Genomic DNA, 23553 nt, shown 5'->3' with positions numbered 1-23553 from the left:
TTTCAGGTTGCTTTCATTCCTTTGAGAAAAGCAGTTTCATTTGTCAACATCCATTCTTTTCTTTCCACTGCTTCTAAGCATAATTATAATCTGTCGTTAGTTTATTACTATAGCGCTACTTGATGATGTATTTTTTTTGTCTACCTCCATTACTAATAACTAGGCAGTCACGAAAAAAGTACAAGCTTTTAACTCTAGAAAACTCATATAAGGAAGGTCTTGTTTGCGATCTCATTAGTAGACAGTGACAAGGGAAAATCTATCCAACTACCTCCTAATTAATTCCCATTTCTCCTAAGTTATGAGTTCTACCTGAACCGATACATACCTTTTAAGCAAGCCCTATTTATAACAGTCTAACCATAGCGCCCAAATATTACTAAATGTTGAAATCTAGTGATTACTAACTTCTGACTTCCTCGTAGCGCTTAAGCCTTTTTTGATAGTTTTAAGCACAATTAAATCCATATACCACTGAATTATTGGAGCTAATAGACTATGAAATTTATCTAACAAAGTCATTTCTAAACCCGGAGTAATTACAAAACTTTTTTTCCTAACTCCCCGCAATATTTTAACAGCAATATCTCTGGCATTCCATACCCCAGAAGTAGCAGTAATATTTTTAGTTTCTAAAGGCTTAGTTTTATTCTCTTCTTCTAACTGTGGGGTATCCGTATCTGGTGGGTAAACAACAGAAACAGAAATTCCAGACAACTTCAATTCTCCCCGCAAAGATTCTGCTAAACCTCGAATAGCAAACTTACTAGGACAATAGGGAGTATAACCATAAATTCCGATCAAACCAGCACCAGAAGAAATCATCACTATTTGTCCTTTTTTTTGTTGTTCCATCATGGGCAAAACTGCTCGTACACAATAGAGGGAACCAAAATAATTAATTGCCATTGTTTCTTCAAATATTTCTATTGGTAACTTCTGAAAATAACCAGGATAAGAGATACCTGCAGCAGTAATTAATAAATCTGGAACACCTATTTCCTTAATAGCTTGGTGAATCCCATTTTCTACCTCTAATCTATTAGCAACATTTATAGGTGTAGTAATAATCTTCTGTTTTGGGTTAATAACATTAGCAGCTATTTCTACTCTTGCTGCTTCTAATTTTTGAGCATTACGAGCGATAATTGCTATATTGCTTCCAACACCTGCTAAAAGTTTAGCTATTTCTTTACCTATACCACTAGAGCCACCTGTAATGATTACATGTTTCCACATAAATTTTCAATGTTGCTTGGCTGTTCCATTGTTGTATGAATTAGACCCCATATACTAATAGCCAGAATATAATTTCACTACCTATCTTGTCATTACAACAAACTTTATTCTTAACCTATTACAATCATACTAACTTTTTGAGTATAAATTAAAATCCGTGAGTAATATTTCAGTCTAGGGGTAAATACTAGCTGTTTAACTTCCTCCCGGATATTTTCAGGCTTAGACAACGAGTTAATTAAAAATACTATTCTAAAGCACCAATATAATCAACAGAAGAGCACCCACAAATATCAACTGTTGGCTCTCCCTTAAAAGTAATCAAGGTAGAAATACGACGACTCCCGTAGTCGCTTGCTACCTGATGGTTTTAGTCTTTGATTGTTTGTAAATACAAAGAATGATAAAAATTATTCTATGTATTTATTATATTCACTTCAATATTGTTACTAAATCATTTTTCAATGTATTTGTCTAAAGTATTAGCTAATGTAGTCTTAGGAACGGCACCCACAACCATATCAACTCTTTCCCCTCCCTTAAATATCATCAAGGTAGGAATACTACGAATCCCATACTGGCTTGCTACATTAGGATTCTCGTCAGTATTTAATTTCACTACTTTGACTTGTCCTTCATATTGCTTTGATATATCTTCAACTACAGGAGCAACCATCCTGCATGGCCCGCACCAAGGTGCCCAGAAATCTACTAACACTGGAATATTACTCTCAAGCACCTCTTCCTTGAAACTAGCATCAGTTACTGGATTTGTATTTGACATTCCTAAGTAATCCTCTTATATTGATTTTAGTTAAGTTAGTTAAACTATGCTATCGTCTGGAATAAGTGTATATTAAAAATTTGATTAACCAAGACTTTTTCACATGTTTATAGATTCTGAAACAATTGTTTTAAAAGTCTATGTTGCAATATACTCATTATCTCTATCCAACCACGGTTGTTTTTGAGGAACAACACAGGATAGCCAAACCTTGTGATTATAACTTAGAATTATATTTCTTCTGAATTAACTCGGTATCTTTTGATAATTAAACCAAAGATGATTGGGAATTTAATGAGAAAAGAAGATTTAATAATGGCTATGTGATTTAAGACTATTATAAAGAAAATGCAATACTTAACCTATTAACAGCTTACACATTAAATCTTTACAACATCACCAAAGTTTTTATTTTGTGTAAATACAAAGAAGGATTAAAAGTTTTTCTATGTATTTATTATATTCACTTAAATATTATTATTAAATTATTTTGAAGTCTGCTTTTCTTCGTTTGAAAGGTGCTTTTCTAAAGTGCTAGCTAATGTAGTCTTAGGAACGGCACCCACAACCATATCAACTCTTTGGCCTCCCTTAAATATCATCAAGGTAGGAATACTACGAATCCCATACTTGCTTGCTGTATTAGGATTCTCGTCAGTATTTAATTTCACTACTTTGACTTTGTCTTTAAATTGCTGTGCTATCTCACTAACTACAGGAGCAACCATCTTGCATGGCCCACACCAAGGTGCCCAGAAATCTACTAACACTGGAATGTCACTATGAAGCACATCTTTATCGAAACTACTATCAGTTACTTGTGGCACATCTTGTTTTGTTTCTTTTTCTGTTGATTTTTCCATTCCTAATTAATCCTTTATGACATTAATTTTAATTGTATGTAAATACAAAGAATGATTCAAAATTTTTCTATGCATTTATTATATTCATTTAAATATTGTTGTTAAATCATGATTGAATGTACTTTTCTTTAAGTATTAGCTAATTTAGTCAACAGAACAGCATCCATGAGCATATCAACTATTAGTCATCCCTTGAAAATTATCAAGTTAGGAATACTACGAGTCATATAAATTCTTGCTGTACTAGAATTTTCTTCAGTGTTTAATTTAAATACTTTAGTTTTTTTTCATGTTCTTTTATCAACTTATCAAATACAGGACTTACGATCTGACATATCCTGCACTACGGTACCCAAAAATCAATCAAAACTAGAATAGAGCTCTCATCCAGTATTTTTTTTATAGAAACATTTATACTGTTAGGAATTCCGGTTAGCATTCTGATTCAAATTAAGTACTTGACATTATTTAAGTAATCTTTTTATTTTGATTTTAGTTAGTTCAATTATGCCATTGTCTGAAACAAGTAAGTCAGTCTTGAAATTATTTACTATGTAACAAAATATAAATTAACTTCAAGTTAACTCTGTAGAGGGTCTTGAAGTCAGTATACAAATCTTAATATAGCTAAGTTTTTTTCATGCTTACCTACTTATATCTTAGGCATTTATTGAAAATTTAATCGGCTAGACTTTTTCACACTTTTATAGATTTTAAAAAGTTATGTTAAAAGTCTATTTTACAATATGGTCATTTATCTCTATCCTACAAAAGTTATTTTTAAGGTATAACCAATAATTACCAAACCTTATGATTATAATTTAGACTTATATCTTTTTTAAAACCATTTGGTATCTAATTGATAATTAAATCAAGGCTAACCTCTGATTTAATTAGTAAAGGATAGTGAATAACACCCATATAACTTAAGATTATTCTACAGTAAGTGTAATACTTAACCTACTAAAAGTCTAAATCTTAAATATTTAATAGCATCACAATTTAAAGTTATAGGTGTTACTATCAGAGTCTTTGTATTTAAAAACCCATAGTTTTAACAGTTAGTAATTAGCAAACTTTCTCACTCCCTACACTGCAACAACACCGATGCTCATTATTTTATTTCGCCTAACCTAGTAACATCCATCTGTTTTGACAGTTTTTAGTTCTCCGTTTGACAAAAGCGTTCCCTTGTTAAACAAGTTTATAAACATATAAATTTTTACTTTACTTTTTAACTTTTGTCAAGGAATTAACCAATTTTTTTGGGAGACCTTTTCCAAACTAGATTACTACATATCAGTAATCTTGAAAAGGTTTGTGTGTTATTTTTTTTACTAACTATTGCTCCTAACTAGTTTAATACCAGCTATAAAAACTACTAACATTACCTTTTGTATTATATTAGCAAATTGTTGGCAGGAACGCAATATTGATTGGTCTTTCTCTACTAGCTAAATGCTTTCGAGATCAGGGCTTATGCCAAGTATCTAATTGTAGTGTAAAAACCTGAATAAATTACCAAAAATATAACATACATAGTGGCACTGCATAATTGTTACAGATTAGTTAAAGTATTGCTATAGCTGTCAAGATGTCTGCAATACAAGAGTTTGATTTCAACCCCATATTCCGCAGAAAAAAATGTAGTATTTAACAGTGAAAACACTTGAGCCAGCATTTATACTGTTCAAAAAGACTATTTCGCTGTAGCTAAGTATAAATTTAACTATCAATGTACTTAAATATTAGGTTCTCATATAATCTGGGTCAACATTTCCATCCATATTACTCTGGGAGTGATAGAGCCATAAGAATATCAATTGTAGAAATGGGGACTAAATACTTAGGTGACCTTGATAACTTGATTTGAGATATTTTTTATGGTTATCCTATCTCAACTCCAACTTAAGAAGATAGTATCTTTGAAAACTTAGAGACTGTTTGTAAAACAAATCTTAACAATGGCCTGAGTTTTTACTACCAAGTCTCCGTAACATAAATCTAATTATTACAGTCCAAATTAGAGCTTCACCTATCTCAGATAGTTGTTCATACATAGTCCACAGCTAAATTTCGCTTCTGAACTAGCCATCCAAAAGTTCTTTCTACAACCCATCCTCTAGGTAAGACTTCAAATTCTTGAGTATTACCCTTGACTATTTCCACTCCTACTGGGATCAGGTCTGCGATCGCCATAGCAAATTTCGCTTATCTATAACCAGACTCAACCCAAACTAATTGGTCCTTCTGGAAAATTTTCACCCTGTTCCATAACCAGGACTGTAGCCCCTAAGAGTTTTCCCATATCTGCCTCACTAGAAAATGCTCCTAGTAGTATTCCTTGAGTATCAACCAAGATATGACCCTTAAGAGTTTTTACTTTTTTACTATCACCATAGCCGTATACCTCCCCCTTTTTGCTGTTGTTGTTACCCTATGAGAATTAACAGCTGCTGCAGTAGGTTCTTGGTGTCATGCTTCTTGGACTCTTGCCTCTGGCCATAGAGTATGATTCATTTGTTCCCAAACACAATATCCGTGGAATTTACGCAATTTTTTTGACACAGTTTGCCAAGATGGTAGCTCGTGGGGCAAAGAACCTCAATTAGAACCAGACTAAAAGATATAGAATCTACAATTTACTACTTCTGTGAGGTTAGCATTTAGTTTTGGCCTTCGTTGAGAGAGGTTTCGGTAGCAGAGGTTTGAGTAGTTCCCATTTGCGAGGGCCTAGAACCCTGGCTAAAGATTTTCACTGACATTTATTTGATAGTGCTCATTGTTTTTTTTATTTTCCTACCTTCAATACCTCTTTATGGCCATTTTTAGCTTTTTTTTTTACAAATAGTCTCTTAGAGGAAAAACTTTAATAATTGGAGAGGTTCCTCAGTTAAATTGGATATTTCTTTTACCCCAAAATTAATCAACATCTGTATTCACGGAAAACATTGAAATATCCAACGTATATTGGTCAGTTTGTGGAATTACACAATTAGTTTTTTACAGTAGATTTATGTAGTTTTAAATTTAATATAATTGATGTTTGCCTCAAGTAATTATCAACAAATACAAGCCCATAAATAACCAATTATCTTTAATTATATGGGGATATTTTTCAAGATTCTATCAGACAAAAAGAGAGGGTAAAAAATTATAAAAAAACTTTATAATGAATCCTGAAATTTATATTTAGAAATAATTTATTTTGTAGTTGAAACCATAGTATATAGAACATTTGTCACTAATATAAATTTACATAATCTTTTTTGTGTGTTTAAAAAATTAATAATAATAGTTATTTTACTTTGTATTTAAGTAAATAAACATCCACTCTTATTATCTTCTAATTTTTGAATATTAATTCTGGTAAAGTTGATTATAAAAATACTTTGTTAAAAGTTACTTAGTGTGACTTACACAACTTAATTATTAAAATTAAGCTATAATGCTTGTTCATTAAGCATTTGACCTTAAAGCTTTCATTAGATGAGATAAACAACCCGTAACACCATGCCTCTTTACTTTTAAAGCTAGTGTGAAAAGTTTGACAATTCTTGAAAAAATCAACCTCAAAAAATATGATTCTGCCATTATCTAGGTAGATTACTAGGGGAGAATTAAAGGAAAAAAATATTGTAAATAGCCAATAACTCTATTGGAGTAGTTTAGAATCGTCTACATCATTTCATCCTAGATTATCCTTGGGAGTCTACTCAAATAAATCAACCTCGCTTACAAATAATTAATAAACCTTCTACAACTAAATTCTGTCTTGAATTTAGTTTGATTTTAGACGATTATGGACACAAAAAAAGTGGTAGTTTTATATCTGGAGTAAGGCAACAATCAATTGGAGAAATCGGTAAAATAGATATTAGGATAATAACAGTAATAACCCATGATTGCTGATTGCAAAAAAAGTTTCCCTAATCACATCAAATTATATCAAAACTCAAGCTTTTACCAGAGATAAAATATGACAAATTATTTCAGAAAAATCGGATTAAGGAATAGTATAAATAAACTCTACTCTGACCATAGCTCATCCTTTAGGAAAAGTATTAATTAATTCTCACTAAAGCAATAATACAATATTTTTGAAAAAACTTGAAGACCGGAAATTAAAATATGCGCGGAGGCATCGCCAAAAACCGAAAAATAGTAGTTCAACAAAAATAATATCAATAAATAAAAACTAGAAGATATGAAGCTCGCTAAAACTATAATAAAAGAGGAATTAGAGCTAGTTATCTTAAGTATAGAACAAATAAAAATAGTTTGGTTTAGCACATTTAAAGCTTCAATTTTACTCCTTTAAGGATAAAAAACTTTCCCTATCCCTATGAATGCTAATTCCATATAAAAGACAACATAAATTGATTATTTTATTGCCAATTTTGAGAGGTTAAAAATGACATTTAAATGGATATTAAATACCTACTAAAACAGAAACTAGATAGAAGTTTTTTAGCGATAGATGCTCATGATGGTTGGGATTAAAAGAATATCAAGTAGGGGATAAATGGAGACAACATAGCCATTTTATCTTAGTATAAAATAGTTATAATTATATCACATAGCATAGGCTAACTGGAGGATGATAAAGGAAATGGGGGAATAAACCTTGGAAGATTATTTACTGATGCTGATCAAGCTTTTCCTACAGCCATGTTTTTCCGTTTTTTTGATTCGTTGATTAATAATCCTATTGGTTTTTACTTCTCACAAAAAAAGTTTAGGCTATATTTGGGGTGAAAAGTTGCGTAAGTCCCAGTAGTAAAAACTTATAAAATATTACCATCACTACCAATAAAAAATGTCTTGCAACTGCTAAAGTAAGTTCTGGAGTTCAGCCGAAACATCTGATTTAATATCAGAATTCAGCTATTAGCTGTCAGCTCCCAGAAATCTATTAATTGAAGAAACCTAATCTCAAAAAAATGAGCACCAAAATTAATTCACTAAAGGAAAATTTCAGTTTTGAATTATTAGATTATGAGATAGAACATCAAGGGCAAGCAGTTATCGATATTGCTGTTGATATGGATTATAAAGAAGGTATTGGCCAAGAAAATCCCTTTGAATATCCTGATTTTATCCCTATTGCTGAGTTTATTGATAATTTTCTGGTTACTTATCCCAATGAAACTGATTTCTGGGAAATTCTCAATAAAAATCTGATCAGGACTTTGTTAACCCAGCCAATTCCCACTCCTTACGGTGTAGAATATAATCTTGATGAAATCTTAGATTCTTTAACAGTCGATATTCAAGTACAATCAGGTTCATCTGATTTTTCTATTCCCCGTGCTAGTCAAGTAGTAGGTATACCTGAAACAGAGGTAGAAGTTAATTTAGGGGAAAATTTCAGTTTTGAATTATTAGATTACGAGATAGAACATCAAGGGCAAGCAGTTATCGACATTGCTGTTGATATGGATTATAAAGAAGGTATTGGCCAAGAAAATCCCTTTGAATATCCTGATTTTGTCCCTATTGCTGAGTTTATTGATAATTTTCTGGTCACCTATCCTAATGAAACTGATTTCTGGGAAATTCTCAATAAAAATCTGATCAGGACTTTGTTAACCCAGCCAATTCCCACTCCTTACGGTGTAGAATATAATCTTGATGAAATCTTAGATTCTTTAACAGTCGATATTCAAGTACAATCAGGTTCATCTGATTTTTCTATTCCCCGTGCTAGTCAAGTAGTAGGTATACCTGAAACAGAGGTAGAAGTTAATTTAGGGGAAAATTTCAGTTTTGAATTATTAGATTATGAGATAGAACATCAAGGGCAAGCAGTTATCGACATTGCTGTTGATATGGATTATAAAGAAGGTATTGGCCAAGAAAATCCCTTTGAATATCCTGATTTTGTCCCTATTGCTGAGTTTATTGATAATTTTCTGGTCACCTATCCTAATGAAACTGATTTCTGGGAAATTCTCAATAAAAATCTGATCAGGACTTTGTTAACCCAGCCAATTCCCACTCCTTACGGTGTAGAATATAATCTTGATGAAATCTTAGATTCTTTAACAGTCGATATTCAAGTACAATCAGGTTCATCTGATTTTTCTATTCCCCGTGCTAGTCAAGTAGTAGGTATACCTGAAACAGAGGTAGAAGTTAATTTAGGGGAAAATTTCAGTTTTGAATTATTAGATTATGAGATAGAACATCAAGGGCAAGCAGTTATCGACATTGCTGTTGATATGGATTATAAAGAAGGTATTGGCCAAGAAAATCCCTTTGAATATCCTGATTTTATCCCTATTGCTCAGTTTATTGATAATTTTCTGGTCACCTATCCTAATGAAACTGATTTCTGGGAAATTCTCAATAAAAATCTGATCAGGACTTTGTTAACCCAGCCAATTCCCACTCCTTACGGTGTAGAATATAATCTTGATGAAATCTTAGATTCTTTAACAGTCGATATTCAAGTACAATCAGGTTCATCTGATTTTTCTATTCCCCGTGCTAGTCAAGTAGTTCAAACTGTAGATCAGATTGAAGATACTGAATTACTTCAAGTTGTTTTCGGTACTGCTGGTGATGATATATTCGATAGTGCGTTTCCTGAAGATACTCAATTTGAAGGAGCAAAACAAATATTATTTACTGGTAATGGTAATGATAAGGTTGACGTTTCTCAAATAGGAATAAATAATTGGATTGATACTGGTAGTGGTAATGATATAGTTTTTACGGGTACTAGTAATCGTATTATTTTAGGTAATGATAATGATATTATCTTTGCGGGTACTGGGCAAGGTGGAAATTATATCAGTTTAGGGGAAGGAAAGGATCAACTTTGGGTTAGTACTAATAATAATGATTTACCTGAAAATCTTAACCAAATTAATGATTTTAATCCAGAAGATGATGTCATTGGCTTTGCTAATACTATTTTGAGTTTAGACAATAAAGGAGAGCTTTGGGACTACCAACAATTAGGAAATGATATAATTATTTCCGCTTTTGGACAGGAAATTGCTCAGTTATTCAATACCACTATTACTGAAAGCAATTTTGTCTTTTTTGGGCATCAGCAAAACTTATAGTTTTAGTTAAGATAATAATCATTTGACATTCTCCCCGGTCTAAAAGCCCAAGAATAGTCATATGGGTACCCAGTCCTAAGCCCTCCTGGGAGGGGAATGGGGAGAATAGAGATTCCTAATTCTCATGTCTGGGATGAAAAAGCATATTTTAAATATATTTACTGTTGGCAAATATCCATAAAAAGTACAAATTCATAACTTTTCTGTTTTGTCAAATTCTATCAAGACTTATCCAAATTCCGAGGTATAGAAGCTTTCTCATAGTGGGACTTACACAACTTTTAACCCCAAACATAGCCTAAGCTTTTTTTGTAAGAAGCAAAAACCAATAGTATTATTAGTTAACCAATCAAAAAAACGGAAAAACATAGCTGTACTAAAAGCTTTATCAGAATCAGTAAATATCTTCAAAAGTTGATTCCCCCATTGCCTTTTTCATCCTCTAGTTAGCTTATCCCAAGTGATAAAATTATAATCATTTTTATACTAAGATAAAATAGCTATTTTGTGTCTATTTATCCCTTACTTGATATTTATTCTTTTAATCTAAATCATCATGAGTGTTTCTCGGTAAAAACAACTATATCCAGTTTCTGTTTGAGTAGGTATTTACTATCCATTGAAATGTTATTTTTAACCTCTCAAAATTGGTAATAAAATAATCAATTTATGTTGTCTTTTCTATAGAATTAGCATTCATAGGGATATGGAATTTTTTTTTCTCCTTGAATGGGGTAAAATTAAAGCTTTAAATGTGCTCACCCAAACTGTTTTTAGTTTTTATACACTTAAAATAACTAACTTAAATTCCTCTTTTGGTATAGTTTTAGCGAGCTTCAGCTTCATCTATTCTAGTTTCTATTTCTTGATATGATTTTTGTTGAACTACTATTTTTCAATTTTTAGCGATGCCTCTGCGTATATTTTAATTCCCGGTATTTTAGTTTTTTATTAAATCTTGTATTACTGCTTAAGCTAGAATTAATTAAGACTCTTCGTAAAGGATGAGCTCTAGGCAGAGTATAGTTTACTTATACTATTCCTTAATCCGGTTTTTCTGAAATAATTTGTCATCTTTAACCTCTGGTAAAAAGCTTGAATTTTGATATAGTTTCATGTGGTTAGGGAAACTTTTTTTTGCCATCAGCCATTATGGGTTGTTACTGTTATTATCCTAATATCTATTTTACCGATTTCTCCAGTCTATTGTTGCCTTACTCCAGATGTAAAGTTACCACTTTTTTGGTGTCCCTAATCGTCTAAAGTTAAACTAAATCCTTTCTTGAATTTAGTTGGAGAAGGTTTATTAATTATTTGTAAGTGAGGTTGATTGATTTGAGTTTACTCCCAAGCATAATCTGGGATGAAATGATTTAGCTGATTATAAGCTACTCCAATAAAGTTATTGGCTATTTGCGATATGTTTTTTCTTTAATTATCCCCTAGTAATCAAATTAGAGAATAGCAGAATCATCTTTTTTGAGGTAGATTTTTCCAATAATTCTCAAACTATTGGCACCAGATTTAAAAGTAAGGAGGTATGGTGTTAGGGGTTGTTTGTATAATCTAAATTAAAGCTTTAAGGTTAAATGCTTATTAAACAAGTATTATAGCCTAATTTTACTCATTAAGTTGTGTGATTTACACTGATTTGTATTGGTATAAATTGCTTATTTATACTGACATTTTTGATAATTTTTTATCACTTTTTTCTTGAGAAAAATATGACAAATTACAGTTAAATATTTTTCAAATTAATCTAAGTAATTACTCAAATATTCTCGTTGTTAAATATAAAATATTATCGTGGTAAATGTGGGTTTAACCCCATAGGTTTAGGCTAGGTATTATTTGATATTTATACTTAATAATACTTGTAATATGTTGTACGTAGCTGGGAAAAAAAACCAGATTTTTAGCTGATAAAAGCAGAACTAATCTACTATATTACTATCCAAAAATTCTTCTGATAAATCTAATTATTAAAGGTTTGGAAAACTAAATATTAACTAATTGAGGTTTGCTGAAAAAGTATTTTTGGGGAGTAGAGAGTCAGGATAAATGGGAATCATATAAGAGATATTCGGATATATTTTTCCCGAATTTTTCTACAATTATTATGCAAAAAATGTTAATATAGGTGAATTTTTTAGACTTTAAAAAAGATACTTTTTTTCAAATCAAAAAAGCTAAAATGTTTATAGATAAATGCTTTGATGGTTAATAAACCATTCCTATGTTGTGGTTTTCAATCCTGTTAACAAAATTGTTTTCATGAAGGAACCGCCCAAACTAAAAAGGTCCGGGCGGAGTGTGGTGTGAGGAGTGAAGGGAAACTCTTAAGAGTCTCCCTATCCCTATTCTGACACTTCCTTTCAGATAATTCCAGAGTAATTGATAAATTTAAAAGCTACTTCACAAATTTTGTCAAGATATCTTGAGTTTTATTAAGTAAAGAAATCTACTTACCCATGCCCAAATGTTGGGCTTTTTGATAAACTTTACCCTCAGTTAATAAAGAAGGAGCAATGACCACTTCTACCTGTTGCATTTCCTTCAAGTCCTTAGCTCCCAAAGTTCCCATGCTAGTTTTGAGAGCACCCAACAAATTATGAGTGCCATCATCCAATTGTGCTGGCCCAGAGAGAATTTGCTTTATAGTTCCAGTTGTACCTACTTTAATCCTAGTACCCCTTGGTAATACTGGACTAGGAGTAGCCATACCCCAATGATATCCAGCTCCTGGAGCCTCGGCCGCCCTAGCTATAGGTGAACCGATCATAACTCCATCAGCACCACAAGCAATAGATTTACAAATATCACCCCCAGTAATTAAACCCCCATCGGCAATAACTGGGACATAATTTCCAGTTACTTGATAGTAATCATTTCGTGCTGCTGCACAGTCTGCTATTGCAGTCACTTGGGGAACACCAACCCCTAAAACACCGCGAGATGTACAAGCTGCACCAGGGCCAATACCTACTAATACTCCTGCTGCTCCTGCTTTCATTAAACTTAATGCCACTTCATAAGTAACACAGTTGCCTAAAACAACAGGCATAGGCATTTCTTGACAAAGCTTAACTAAATCAAGCTTTTCTACTGATTCATCTGACACAAACGCAGTTGAAACAACGGTTGCTTGAACAAAAAGTAAGTCTACAGCAGCTTCGGCAATTACTTTCCAATATTTTAGTGCTCCCGCAGGTGTGAAACTTACTGCTACGATACCACCTTGTTTTTTGATTTCTTTAATTCTTTGAGAAATGTTAAACTAAGCCAGGTAAGTTACCTTACCCGACTCGTCTTCAAAACCGGACGTGAGACTTTCACCTCATCCGGCTTCTCTCCTAAACGTCCTTTTTCATAGGTACATCCCTGTTTTAGAATTAACATATCATTTACCCATAGATATTCATCAGGTAAATCCTGTAACTTAGGTTTTGTGTATGTTTTATTATCTAAAGCAGTTTTAGTATCGTGGCAATGTCGGTGTAACAGTTGCTTGTTTTTAATTGAGTTATCACCGCCTTCAGACTTTGGTTTTATATGGTCTATTTCCATGAGGTCATTTGATCTAAAGGTTAGTCCACAAAATGCGCATTTATTCTTTTGCCGTTTTAACAGCGTTGTGACTTCTTTCCTTACACCTGGGTGTTTGCCGATTCTACTACTCCAATAAGTCCAATCACCGTCATAAGGGGATTTATTGCCTTTTACCTTGACGTGCCTTTTTATGGCAACGTCTGAGTGTTGGTTAAGTATATATTCGCCGTCGTTAAGTAACCAGTTTCTGGTGACTTTGCAGCGAGGAAAATACTTATTCTTGACCCATTTGGCTGACTTGTTTGGATGCCGTCTACTTGCCCATCTCCATAATCTTTCCCATAGAAGGTAGTCTAATTTATTATATACCTCTTTACTGACTACGGTGGAAAAGTAGTTGGCCCATCCTCTAATTACCGGATTAAGTTTAGCTATTAGAGCTTTTGTAGGGACGGTTTTGTAGGTGTCACCTATATCCGCCAGCTTCCGATAATGAGTTTTAATACTCTTAGATGATGGCTTAATCAGTGTTTTGAATCCTTGTTTGGTTGTCTTACCTTTCCATTGCCTTATTGTAAATCCTAGAAAGTCAAATCCGGGTTTATTTCCTTCATATTCTTCCAGAGTGTGGGCAATTTTGGTTTTTTCTGGTTTTAGTTCTAACCCTACTTGGTTTAACCATTCCTGTATTACAGTTTTTGCTTGTAACAATACTTTGATGTCTTTATGTAGGATTACAAAGTCATCGGCATATCGTATTAAGGATAATGCTCTTTGATTATCACGCTTTGTCCCTGGGAGGGTTTCTGCATAATCTTCTAGGCATTTTTCCATACCGTGTAGGGCGATGTTTGCTAGCAAGGGTGATATTACCCCTCCCTGTGGTGTACCTTCCACAGTGTTTGAGAATTGTTTATTGTCAAATACCCCGGATTTTAGCCATTGTTTAACTAATTTTCTATATGGGGATTTTCCTATTTTTCCCAACAGTGCATCATGGTTAATTCGGTCAAAACATTTGGATATGTCAGCATCTAAAACATATTTTGGTTTGTGGTTAATACTGACATAGATTGCTGCAATAGCATCGTATGTTGACCGTCCTGGTCTAAAACCATAACTATTAGGTTCAAAAAGTGCTTCCCATTCTGGTTCCATGCCTAACTTTACCAGTGCTTGAAGTGCCCTATCATACATAGTGGGTATGCCTAGTGGACGTTTTTCTTCTCTACCTGGTTTTGGTATCCAGACTCTACGGGTTGGGCTTGCTTTAAGAAATCGTGACCCTAACATTTCTACCAGGTTCAACCTCTGCATTGGGGGAAGGCTTTTTATACCATCTATACCAGCAGTTTTCTTTCCCTGGTTGTCCTGAGTCACACGCCTAACAGCTAGCAACCTTGCATAATAACTTTTGGTCAGAAGTTTTTGGTATTTACGCATTTTGCGGATTTCGCCACGGCTGGATGCTCTATAGATTAACTTTTGTAACTTAAACACATACTTTTCTACCTTTTTCCAGTTGATGTCTTTCCATTTGAGATTGGGATTAACACAAACCTGGTTAGGTATATCGTACGTGTCCCATGCCACACTTGAAAAGGGCCTTGGATTGTCCAATTTTCTTTTTAGTATTTCAGCTTTATTCATGACTAATCATTACTCTATATTACGTCTAACAGTGAGTACGTCTGCATAATATGCTTCTTACTCAATCCTACTCTCCTTAAGACCTACAACTTTGTGTAGATTAACCTTGAATGGCTTCCTAAGCTTTCGACCTATTTACTTAGGTGTCTTAAAGAGGTTTCCTCGTTCCCTTATTCCTTTATTACGATTGATTTAGTGGGGTAAAATCTCCCGGAGGGATTAATATGGTTGTTGACATAATCGAACTAATAATTATGTCCATTGACCCTCTGACTTTCGTCCTACATCCCATAGCTACCTTGGGAACAGTTTCAATTTACGAGAGTTTAATTACCTTCCTGTTCGTCCACTTGTCAACCTTTGCTTGCGGTATCGTTCCTCGGTAACTGGTATTTTCCCGCTTTTAGACCAGCTTCAGGGATTGATGTTCAGTCGCTACCCTGTGGCCTATGCTGTCAACCCAACAACAAGGTGGATAGAATTACACTATCAAGGTAATAAGAGTTATTCCAAATCGGGGTGTCCCATGTATTGATTTAGAACGGCCATTTATACCCAGTTTCCTGGTTTAGTGGCCAGCGAGTCGCACTAATTCTGATTGAATAGGAGCAGCATACAGTTCCTGCATTAGACTCACAAATTCCTCTTTCCCAACAGAGCTAATTTTTTCTAATATCGGCACTGGATCAGGATAGCGAGTTTGAATACCCTCCAAATTGAGAACTCCCATTGCTCCTAGTTCTGATAAAAGAACGGCCATTTTTACATCAACTACTCCATCCATTGCACTAGCAATTATTGGTATTTCTCTTTCAATGCCACCAATACTCCATCTAGTATCTACTAAATTTATATCAAGTGTCCTTTGCCCAGGAACTAGGGCGATTTCATCAATTCCGTAAGCTCTACGAGCTGTTTTTCCGCGTCCAATCGATATATCCACTATTTTTACTTATTTTCAATACCATTTTAGTTAGGGTATCAAATTAATAGGAGGATTTATCATTTCAGTTATTAATTATCAGTTATCTATTACTACCTCTATTAATAGGGAGCCTAGGAACGAAAATCAGAAATTTCCTGATCTATCTAATTTTGTAAAGGTTTTGGAATTGACCCATTACTTACTACTGAGAATTAGTTGACTTAGCTTTTGCCATTAAATTTTCTGATTTACCTGAATCTGACAAATAAAATAATGGATCAATATTAAATACTAGACAGTGAGAAGTTCTGGGCATAACTATTGGGAGCTTTGGCTGACAGCTATCTCAAGGTTAGAAACTTTCTCAAAACAACTATAAATGCTATAAGCCAATTCCTATAATACTTTTAGCTTTTAAAGGCAATAGTTTTTGAGGGGAACTTGGTAATCTCAAGTTAAATAGCTTTTAGATAAAATAAATATTCTGATGATTTATATACAGAGAATAAAATAAGATTACTACATACGACCTAGTGTATTTATACACAATACAATTAGGAATAGATAAATTTTAATAACTCTTTACCATGAAATTAAAAAGATTAGGCCATATAGCTATCTGTGTCCAGGACGTTGACCAATCAGTAGAGTTCTATAAAAATCTAGGCATGGAAATAACCTGGAAAGATTCTGACTGGGCATATCTCAAAGCAGGAGATGATGGACTGGCGCTTTTGAGTCCTACATATGAGCAAGCAGGGCCACATTTTGGGTTTGTGTTTAGCGATCGCTCAGAAATGGAAATGGCATACAAGCAGCTCCAAGCCAAGGAAGTTGAAGTATCTCCAATCCATGAACACCGAGATGGCACAGCTTCTTTCTATGGAAGAGATTTAGATGGTAACTGGTTTGAATACCTCTATGAACCAGTGAACTAGGAACTTTAGTTGATAATTAAAATAAAATTTTACGCCTTAATACTATAGAGGACTTGAAGAATTAACTCTGCTTGAAAGGGGTTTTACTTCAATTCTATTTTTTGAGTCAAAGAAAATTTGAATTTATGCAGACATTCCACCCTAGTAAATGTATTAGGTATAGAGAATACTATAAATTATAAAGTATCTAAACTTTAAAAATATGACGAATAAATTAGTCTTAAGAAATGGCCGAAAATCACTCCTTTCAAGCTGGAAATATATAGATTGTAAATTACTACTGGTTTATATAGGAATGACGATCTTTGGTGGAATTATAATCCAAAGTGTGGAAAAAAATCAGGGGCTGACAGACTGGTGGCAGCATTGGCTTACAGGAGGAGTAGGTTTGATTTTGGCCCTAATTATTGCTCGTTGTCGCTACGAAGTGTTAGTTCGCTGGAAATGGGCAATTTACATTTTGACCAATATTTCCCTAGTTGCGGTACAGGCTCTAGGTACTTCAGCTCTGGGAGCACAACGGTGGATTAATGTTGCTGGCTTTCATGTTCAACCTTCGGAATTCGCTAAGGTGGGAATAATTATTACTTTGGCAGCAATACTTTCTTCTAAGCCTAAGGTAAAGCTATTCGATTTGTTTCAAGTTCTAATTGTTACAGCCATTCCCTGGCTATTAGTTTTTTTAGAACCAAATCTGGGTACTTCATTAATATTTGGTGTTATTACTATAGGAATGCTTTACTGGGGTAATATTAATCCTGGGTGGTTAATATTACTTGTCTCTCCCATTTTCTCAATTATTCTTCATAATCTATATACCCCTGCTTGGTTTGCATGGATAACTCTGATGGCCTTAATAGCTTGGCGTAGTCTACCTTGGGGATGGTTATGGACGCCTATAGTTGCTGGTATTAATATTTGTTCTTCAAATGTTGCGCAAACTTTATGGCATCTTCTCAAAGACTATCAAAAAGATAGATTAACGGGATTTCTTAATCCGGAACAAGACCCTTTGGGTACAGGATATCATTTGATTCAATCTCGCATTGCTATAGGATCTGGACAACTTTTTGGTAGAGGATTATATCAAGGCACTCAAACTCAACTGAATTTTATTCCAGAGCAACATACGGATTTTATCTTCTCAGCTATTGGGGAAGAGTTTGGTTTCATTGGTTGTATTTTTGTACTGTTTGCTTTTTGGTTTATTTGTCTACGCTTGGTGATTATTGCTTACACTGCTAAAGATAATTTTGGTTCTCTTATAGCCATTGGAGTATTATCAATGTTAATCTTCCAAGTTTTTGTAAATATTGGTATGAATATTGGTTTGGCTCCTGTGACTGGGATCCCACTACCTTTACTTAGTTATGGGCGTTCGGCTTTGTTGAGTAACTTTATTGCTTTAGGACTAGTAGAGTCAGTGGCTAATAATAAACCTAAACAAAATTTTTGAGGCTAAAATTGACAATCTCCTAACAGCAAGGTCAAAGAATAATATAGCAAATTTAGATCAATGTTGAGATACAATTATTCTGGGGAATATACGGGCGCTACATGTTTGATTCTTAGAGCAGTTTTGGAGTTAATTAGGTTTGGGAAATGAGGGCAATATAAGCTAGTATTAAAGTGTATTTAGATGTCCTTAAAAGTGGTGTAATTAGATTATTGAGTTAATGATCATTGAACACATAATTTTGGTAATTGTAGTATCATATATTTCATAGTCATTAATCCTTTATAGATAAGCTTTGATTCAATCTGAGACGTTAGAATTACTAGAATGGCCTCGCTTGTGTCAACATTTGGCCACTTTTACAGGTACCAAATTGGGTGCAGTTACAGCTAGTCATTTATCAATTCCGTTAACAAGGACGGAGACAATACATTTATTAGCTCAAACTCAGGAAGTATACAAACTAGAAACTCTTCTGGTGCAGGGCTTGTCTTTTGATGGAATTGAAGATATCAGTGGTTCCCTCAAAAGATCAGAATTAGGTGGTATACTTTCTGGATATGAACTTTTAGCTATTGCTACAACTCTGGCAGGTGTTCGTAAGTTGCGTCGGGCAATTGATAGTTATGAGTCAGAATATGAGCTGTCAGTTTTGCCGGAATTGGTGGCGGATATGCGGACTTATCCAGAGTTAGAACAAGAAATTCATCGTTGTATAGATGACCGGGGAGATGTTACGGATAGAGCTAGCCCTAAATTGGCAGGAATTCGTGAAAAAATACACCGCCTACGCGATCGTATTGACAATATTCTCCGAGGAATTTTACAACGGAAAGCTAATGCTATTCAACAACCAATTATTACTCAACGCGACGATCGCTTTGTAATTCCTGTTAAAGCTCCTCAAAAAGATGCTGTACCTGGTATTGTTCATGATACGTCTACGACTGGTTCTACACTATACATTGAACCTAATGCAGTTGTCAACCTGAATAATCAAATGCGACAACTGCAACGTCAAGCTCAAAGAGAAGAAGAAGCTATTCGGCAAGCTTTAACTCAGAAGGTGGCAGAAGTTAAGGAGGATTTAGATCAGCTGTTGGCAATTACTACTATTATTGACCTAGCTACAGCTCGGGCTCGTTATAGTTTATGGTTGGAAGCTACACCACCTCAATTTACTGACCTAGACTCTGAGCAACCTATGACTATGGGTCAATTACGACATCCTTTACTGGTATGGCAACAGCAGTATGAACAAAAAAATTCGGTAGTACCTATTGATGTGAAGGTTAGACCTCCAGTGAGAGTGGTAGCAATTACGGGTCCTAATACTGGTGGTAAGACTGTGACTCTGAAAACTCTGGGATTAGCTGCACTTATGGCAAAAGTGGGATTATTTATTCCTGCTAATGATCCTGTAAAGTTACCTTGGTTTGAGCAAATATTGGCTGATATTGGTGATGAGCAGTCTTTGGAGCAAAGTTTATCTACTTTTTCTGGTCATATTCGGCGAATTATTAGAATTTTAGAAGCTATAGATGTTAGTAAGGCAAATATAATAAGTCAAAAGTTAAAAGTTAAAACTCAAAACTCAAAGGTAATAGACTCGGATGATTTTTCTGAGAATGAAAATAATTCGGAAATTGATAATTTGTCTGGGAATGAAAATCTGGAAAGTTCTAATTTATCGTCTACTCTGGTTTTGTTGGATGAAGTTGGTGCTGGTACTGACCCTACTGAAGGTAGTGCTTTAGCAATTTCTTTATTGCAATATTTGGCAGATAATGCACTATTAACAGTGGCAACTACTCACTTTGGAGAGTTGAAGGCTCTTAAATATGAAGATGAACGGTTTGAAAATGCTTCAGTCGAATTTGATAGTAATTCCTTACAACCAACTTATCGTTTACTATGGGGAATTCCTGGGCGGTCTAATGCTATGACTATTGCTGGTAGGTTGGGTTTAAAACAGGATATTATTGATAGGGCGCAAGATTATGTTGGGGACAGTTCTGAGGATGTGAATCAAGTAATTGCAGGTTTGGAGGAGCAAAGACAAAAGCAGGAAACTAAGGCTAAGGAAGCGTCTGCATTATTACAGGAAACTGAGTCTTTACATCAGGAAGTTGCCCGAAAAGCTTCTGCTCTCAAGGAACGGGAACGGGAATTAAAGTTGGCGCAGGAGGTGGCAGTACAAGAAAAAATTGCTGAGGCAAAAGCAGAAATAGCAAGGGTAATTCGGAATTTGCAACAGGGTCCCCTGACTGCTAGAAATGCTCAGAAAGCCACTAATGCTATTAATGAAATTTCTGAGAAATATTTGCCTTCTGCTACTCCCCCACCAAAGAAACCAGGTTTTATGCCAAAGGAGGGCGATCGCATTAGAATTCCGAAAATTGGTCAAATTGCTGAGGTTTTGAGCGCTCCTAATGAAAATGATGAGTTGACTGTTAAGTTTGGGGTGATGAAAATGACGGTTAATTTGAGGGAGGTTGAGTCTCTTGATGGTGAGAGGGTTGAGTCTTTTAAGAAGAATAAAAATTTGGAGTCTCAAAGGAGCAAGAAGGTAGAAAGTAAGTCTAAGGAAACTCCGCCGAAAGTAAGTTCTAATGGTTTGGCTGTTCGTACTTCTCAAAATAGTATTGATATTCGTGGCAGTCGGGTTGCGGATGCTCAATTTGAAGTTGATAGGGCGTTATCGAAAGCGATCGAATATGGTTTGTTGTGGATTATTCATGGTAAGGGTACTGGTAAGTTGAGGCAGGGTATCCATGAATTTTTGCAGGAACATCCGTTGGTGGAACGTTATGAATTAGCTGCTAGAAATGATGGAGGTAGTGGGGTGACTATTGCTCATTTGAAGTAGGTAATACTAAAGTAGCAGCAGCCTGTGAAAGGTCAACTTGCATCGGTGCTACGGCTCACTTGTTTAAGTGCGCCGGCACAGCTGAGGAGGATGTCAATAGCTATTATAGTTGTTTTAATTTATATTGAGACAAGTATTTCTTGCTGCTTTGTGGCATGAATGTTGCGATCGCGACTTCTCCCACAAGAAAAGTCGCGTTGCACAATGACGAATGATTAGGAGAATTGAGGAATTTGTTGATGTTTCAAATAATAGATCAACAAGTGAATTGATCTGTACAACATATCAATGGACTTTGAGTAGCACAAAGTTTTGCGATGTAACCTAGCTAGATAGTCTCTCAGACGGCAGTTTTCTCCAACTACAATGGTCATTGCTGTTTTGCTTACTAGGTGCTCCCAATCATCAATTAAGCAAGGATACACTTTGTAACCATCTGTAACAACCGAGAAAACAAGCTCAACCGTGAATCATCTGCCATAATACTGTAAAGGTAGCGGCCCAGCGATCGCCTATCACAAACTTTAAAATTACTGGCATTTTGCTATTAACAACTGTCCATGGCTTTTGTTTTTTTTTGTTTTGAGCCGATAAAAGTTTGCAGTTCATCAATTTGAGCCGTCTCAGGATTTTCTAAGTTATCATCACTCTCTGTGTGCTGTGTGCAAGTCGTACCTAATTAAGGACCATATCATATCATGGGAAATACCAGTCACTCTCTCAATAGCTCCGAATCTCATGCCATTAAGGGACATTTTTACACAAAGCTCTTTAACATCAGAACTATAACCCGCAGGACAGGGGCTATCTCGAAATTGAGGGCCACACTCACGGCAAAGATAACTCTGTTTTCCCTGACGATGACCATTTTTCACTACTTTATGGCTTTGACAGGGTTTGACAATAAGGACAATTTATCTCTCAATAAAATTCTAGAATATCATTCTCTATTGTGCAACACCCAAATTTATTGTCCTAACCAGTGAGGATGTAGTGCTATAAATTTACTATGGCATCTATACTTTGAGTTAAATAACTTAAACTTGAGTTTTAATACCTTGTTAATAAGTAAGTATGGGGTAAATTTATGATTATTTAACGAAAAGTTCAATCTGAGTGCTATCGTACCTGGGTAAGTCCTGTCTTATAGTTCTTTTAAATAAGAATAAGACACTATCTGGCACAATAATTACAAATAATTTTATCGAGAGATGTATTGATAGGTGAACACATTCCATTCTTTTTTTTATGCACTAAAATCATATTCTATGTCATTTAAATGAGGAGAGTATTTTGGCAAAAATAGTAATTGATGACCTCCTGCTTCTACTAATTCTCTAATAACGTTTTTTATATGAATTGGTGAATTATCCGTGCAGCAGTACACTGGGAATTTTTAATAATGGTAATAAATGTTTATCTAACCATTGTTCAAATCCCACGGCATTTAGGGTTCATTTAAATATAATTGGTGCCATTAAATCTTTTTCCTTTTTTATTCTCTCGGCTACTAAATTTTCTCTTTTTCCTCGTTTTCTCTCTTGCTCACCATAAACTTGTTTCCCTTTTTTTGACCAGGCATAAATACAGTCTTGATTATCTTCAAATCCTTACTCATCAATAAATACAAGGCTTTTACTTCCAAATTTTTTGATAAAATTTCGTAGTTTCTGATAATATTTTATTCTTTATTCTCTATTTATTTATCTATAACGAAGTTTTTTTTCTAGTAATTTCCATTCTTTTAAAAGCATAAAATATAGCTGGTTGATTAACTCCAATTTTTTTAGCTCTGTCTGACAATAATCGACTATTGATTTTGTTTTACATCTTTTTATAATTCTTTCCCATCTAATTTTTTTGACGACTTTTTACCTTAGTTGCTGACAATTTTGGGCGAGATAAACATCTATATATCGAAGCTATTCTTATCCCAAATATATGAGCTGCTTCGGTAATCTTACCGCCATTTTCTACAAAATTTATTACTTTTTATCTTAATTATAAACTGTAAGGCATAGTTCAAAATAGTTTCTAGTTGACTTAATTTTATTATACTCAATTTTTGTTTCAATCTTAATTAAAACGACTATAGTTGACAATGATGAGTGCCTAAGGTCAGTGCTAACTGATCTGAACTTGAGTAACTCAAAAGCTGAAACTTTTTTCAGGTCTCAAAGGGTCAAGCTTTTATCTGTCAATAC

The 23553-nt window shown here is 34.3% G+C and carries 12 protein-coding genes and 4 pseudogenes; 4 read left to right on the top strand and 12 right to left on the bottom strand.

Annotated elements, in window-relative coordinates; genetic code table 11:
• Positions 1-393: 393 nt before the first annotated feature.
• From TERY_RS15855 to TERY_RS37175, 6 genes are all read right to left on the bottom strand, one after another.
• Positions 394-1239: an SDR family NAD(P)-dependent oxidoreductase gene (locus TERY_RS15855; protein WP_011612762.1), complete on the bottom strand. Its 846-nt coding sequence runs from the start codon at positions 1237-1239 to the stop codon at positions 394-396.
• Between the two features lie 454 nt (positions 1240-1693).
• Positions 1694-2023, bottom strand: coding sequence for a thioredoxin (gene trxA / locus TERY_RS15850; RefSeq protein ID WP_011612761.1), 330 nt, complete (start codon positions 2021-2023; stop codon positions 1694-1696).
• A 485-nt stretch (positions 2024-2508) separates the two neighbouring features.
• Positions 2509-2886 (bottom strand): thioredoxin, encoded by a 378-nt coding sequence (gene trxA / locus TERY_RS15845; RefSeq protein ID WP_011612760.1) that lies wholly within the window; start codon positions 2884-2886, stop codon positions 2509-2511.
• A 2052-nt stretch (positions 2887-4938) separates the two neighbouring features.
• Complete coding sequence (locus tag TERY_RS33295; RefSeq protein WP_011612759.1) at positions 4939-5085, bottom strand: transposase; 147 nt, start codon at positions 5083-5085, stop codon at positions 4939-4941.
• 28 nt (positions 5086-5113) lie between these two features.
• Positions 5114-5245 (bottom strand): hypothetical protein, encoded by a 132-nt coding sequence (locus tag TERY_RS37180; protein ID WP_370495625.1) that lies wholly within the window; start codon positions 5243-5245, stop codon positions 5114-5116.
• Between the two features lie 116 nt (positions 5246-5361).
• Entirely contained in the window at positions 5362-5484 is a 123-nt protein-coding gene (locus tag TERY_RS37175) for a hypothetical protein (protein WP_370495623.1), read from the bottom strand.
• Positions 5485-7829: 2345 nt separating this feature from the next.
• Between TERY_RS37175 and TERY_RS15835 the strand changes: the two genes are divergently transcribed.
• Positions 7830-9962, top strand: a complete 2133-nt coding sequence (locus TERY_RS15835) for a calcium-binding protein (protein WP_011612758.1) — start codon at positions 7830-7832, stop codon at positions 9960-9962.
• A gap of 2461 nt (positions 9963-12423) precedes the next feature.
• On the opposite strand, the pseudogene TERY_RS15830 reads toward TERY_RS15835, so the two are convergent.
• From TERY_RS15830 to TERY_RS15820, 3 genes and pseudogenes are all read right to left on the bottom strand, one after another.
• A pseudogene (locus TERY_RS15830) lies at positions 12424-13233 on the bottom strand (GuaB3 family IMP dehydrogenase-related protein); the annotation flags it as partial.
• Between the two features lie 20 nt (positions 13234-13253).
• A complete protein-coding gene (ltrA, locus tag TERY_RS15825) occupies positions 13254-15161 on the bottom strand; it encodes a group II intron reverse transcriptase/maturase (protein ID WP_011612756.1) in 1908 nt (635 codons plus the stop codon).
• A gap of 586 nt (positions 15162-15747) precedes the next feature.
• A pseudogene (locus tag TERY_RS15820) lies at positions 15748-16104 on the bottom strand (IMP dehydrogenase); the annotation flags it as partial.
• A 569-nt stretch (positions 16105-16673) separates the two neighbouring features.
• Here TERY_RS15820 and TERY_RS15815 point away from each other — a divergent pair.
• The 3 genes from TERY_RS15815 to TERY_RS15805 all read left to right on the top strand — a co-directional run bounded on the left by TERY_RS15815 (position 16674) and on the right by TERY_RS15805 (position 21349).
• Positions 16674-17024: a VOC family protein gene (locus TERY_RS15815; protein ID WP_011612754.1), complete on the top strand. Its 351-nt coding sequence runs from the start codon at positions 16674-16676 to the stop codon at positions 17022-17024.
• 202 nt (positions 17025-17226) lie between these two features.
• Entirely contained in the window at positions 17227-18480 is a 1254-nt protein-coding gene (gene rodA / locus TERY_RS15810; RefSeq protein WP_011612753.1) for a rod shape-determining protein RodA, read from the top strand.
• A gap of 295 nt (positions 18481-18775) precedes the next feature.
• Positions 18776-21349 (top strand): endonuclease MutS2, encoded by a 2574-nt coding sequence (locus TERY_RS15805; RefSeq protein WP_011612752.1) that lies wholly within the window; start codon positions 18776-18778, stop codon positions 21347-21349.
• A gap of 215 nt (positions 21350-21564) precedes the next feature.
• Here TERY_RS15805 and TERY_RS15800 read toward each other — a convergent pair.
• The 3 genes and pseudogenes from TERY_RS15800 to TERY_RS37165 all read right to left on the bottom strand — a co-directional run bounded on the left by TERY_RS15800 (position 21565) and on the right by TERY_RS37165 (position 23335).
• Positions 21565-22254 (bottom strand): annotated as a pseudogene (locus TERY_RS15800) (IS1 family transposase).
• Between the two features lie 341 nt (positions 22255-22595).
• The gene (locus tag TERY_RS37170; protein ID WP_370495619.1) at positions 22596-22736 is read right to left on the bottom strand and encodes a transposase; all 141 of its coding nucleotides are present in this window, start codon (positions 22734-22736) and stop codon (positions 22596-22598) included.
• A 320-nt stretch (positions 22737-23056) separates the two neighbouring features.
• Positions 23057-23335 (bottom strand): annotated as a pseudogene (locus TERY_RS37165) (IS630 transposase-related protein).
• Between the last annotated feature and the right edge of the window lie 218 nt (positions 23336-23553).

The sequence above is a fragment of the Trichodesmium erythraeum IMS101 genome (assembly GCF_000014265.1).
Lineage (GTDB): Bacteria > Cyanobacteriota > Cyanobacteriia > Cyanobacteriales > Microcoleaceae > Trichodesmium > Trichodesmium erythraeum.
Note: the sequence above shows the minus strand (reverse complement) of the source record. Positions and strands in the feature narration are given on the sequence as shown.

What these genes read in the sequence shown, in the direction of transcription:
- TERY_RS15855 (WP_011612762.1), bottom strand. Translation starts at nt 1,239, where the DNA reads ATGTGGAAACATGTAATCATTACAGGTGGCTCTAGTGGTATAGGTAAA.
- trxA (WP_011612761.1), bottom strand. Translation starts at nt 2,023, where the DNA reads ATGTCAAATACAAATCCAGTAACTGATGCTAGTTTCAAGGAAGAGGTG.
- trxA (WP_011612760.1), bottom strand. Translation starts at nt 2,886, where the DNA reads ATGGAAAAATCAACAGAAAAAGAAACAAAACAAGATGTGCCACAAGTA.
- TERY_RS33295 (WP_011612759.1), bottom strand. Translation starts at nt 5,085, where the DNA reads ATGGCGATCGCAGACCTGATCCCAGTAGGAGTGGAAATAGTCAAGGGT.
- TERY_RS15835 (WP_011612758.1), top strand. Translation starts at nt 7,830, where the DNA reads ATGAGCACCAAAATTAATTCACTAAAGGAAAATTTCAGTTTTGAATTA.
- ltrA (WP_011612756.1), bottom strand. Translation starts at nt 15,161, where the DNA reads ATGAATAAAGCTGAAATACTAAAAAGAAAATTGGACAATCCAAGGCCC.
- TERY_RS15815 (WP_011612754.1), top strand. Translation starts at nt 16,674, where the DNA reads ATGAAATTAAAAAGATTAGGCCATATAGCTATCTGTGTCCAGGACGTT.
- rodA (WP_011612753.1), top strand. Translation starts at nt 17,227, where the DNA reads ATGACGAATAAATTAGTCTTAAGAAATGGCCGAAAATCACTCCTTTCA.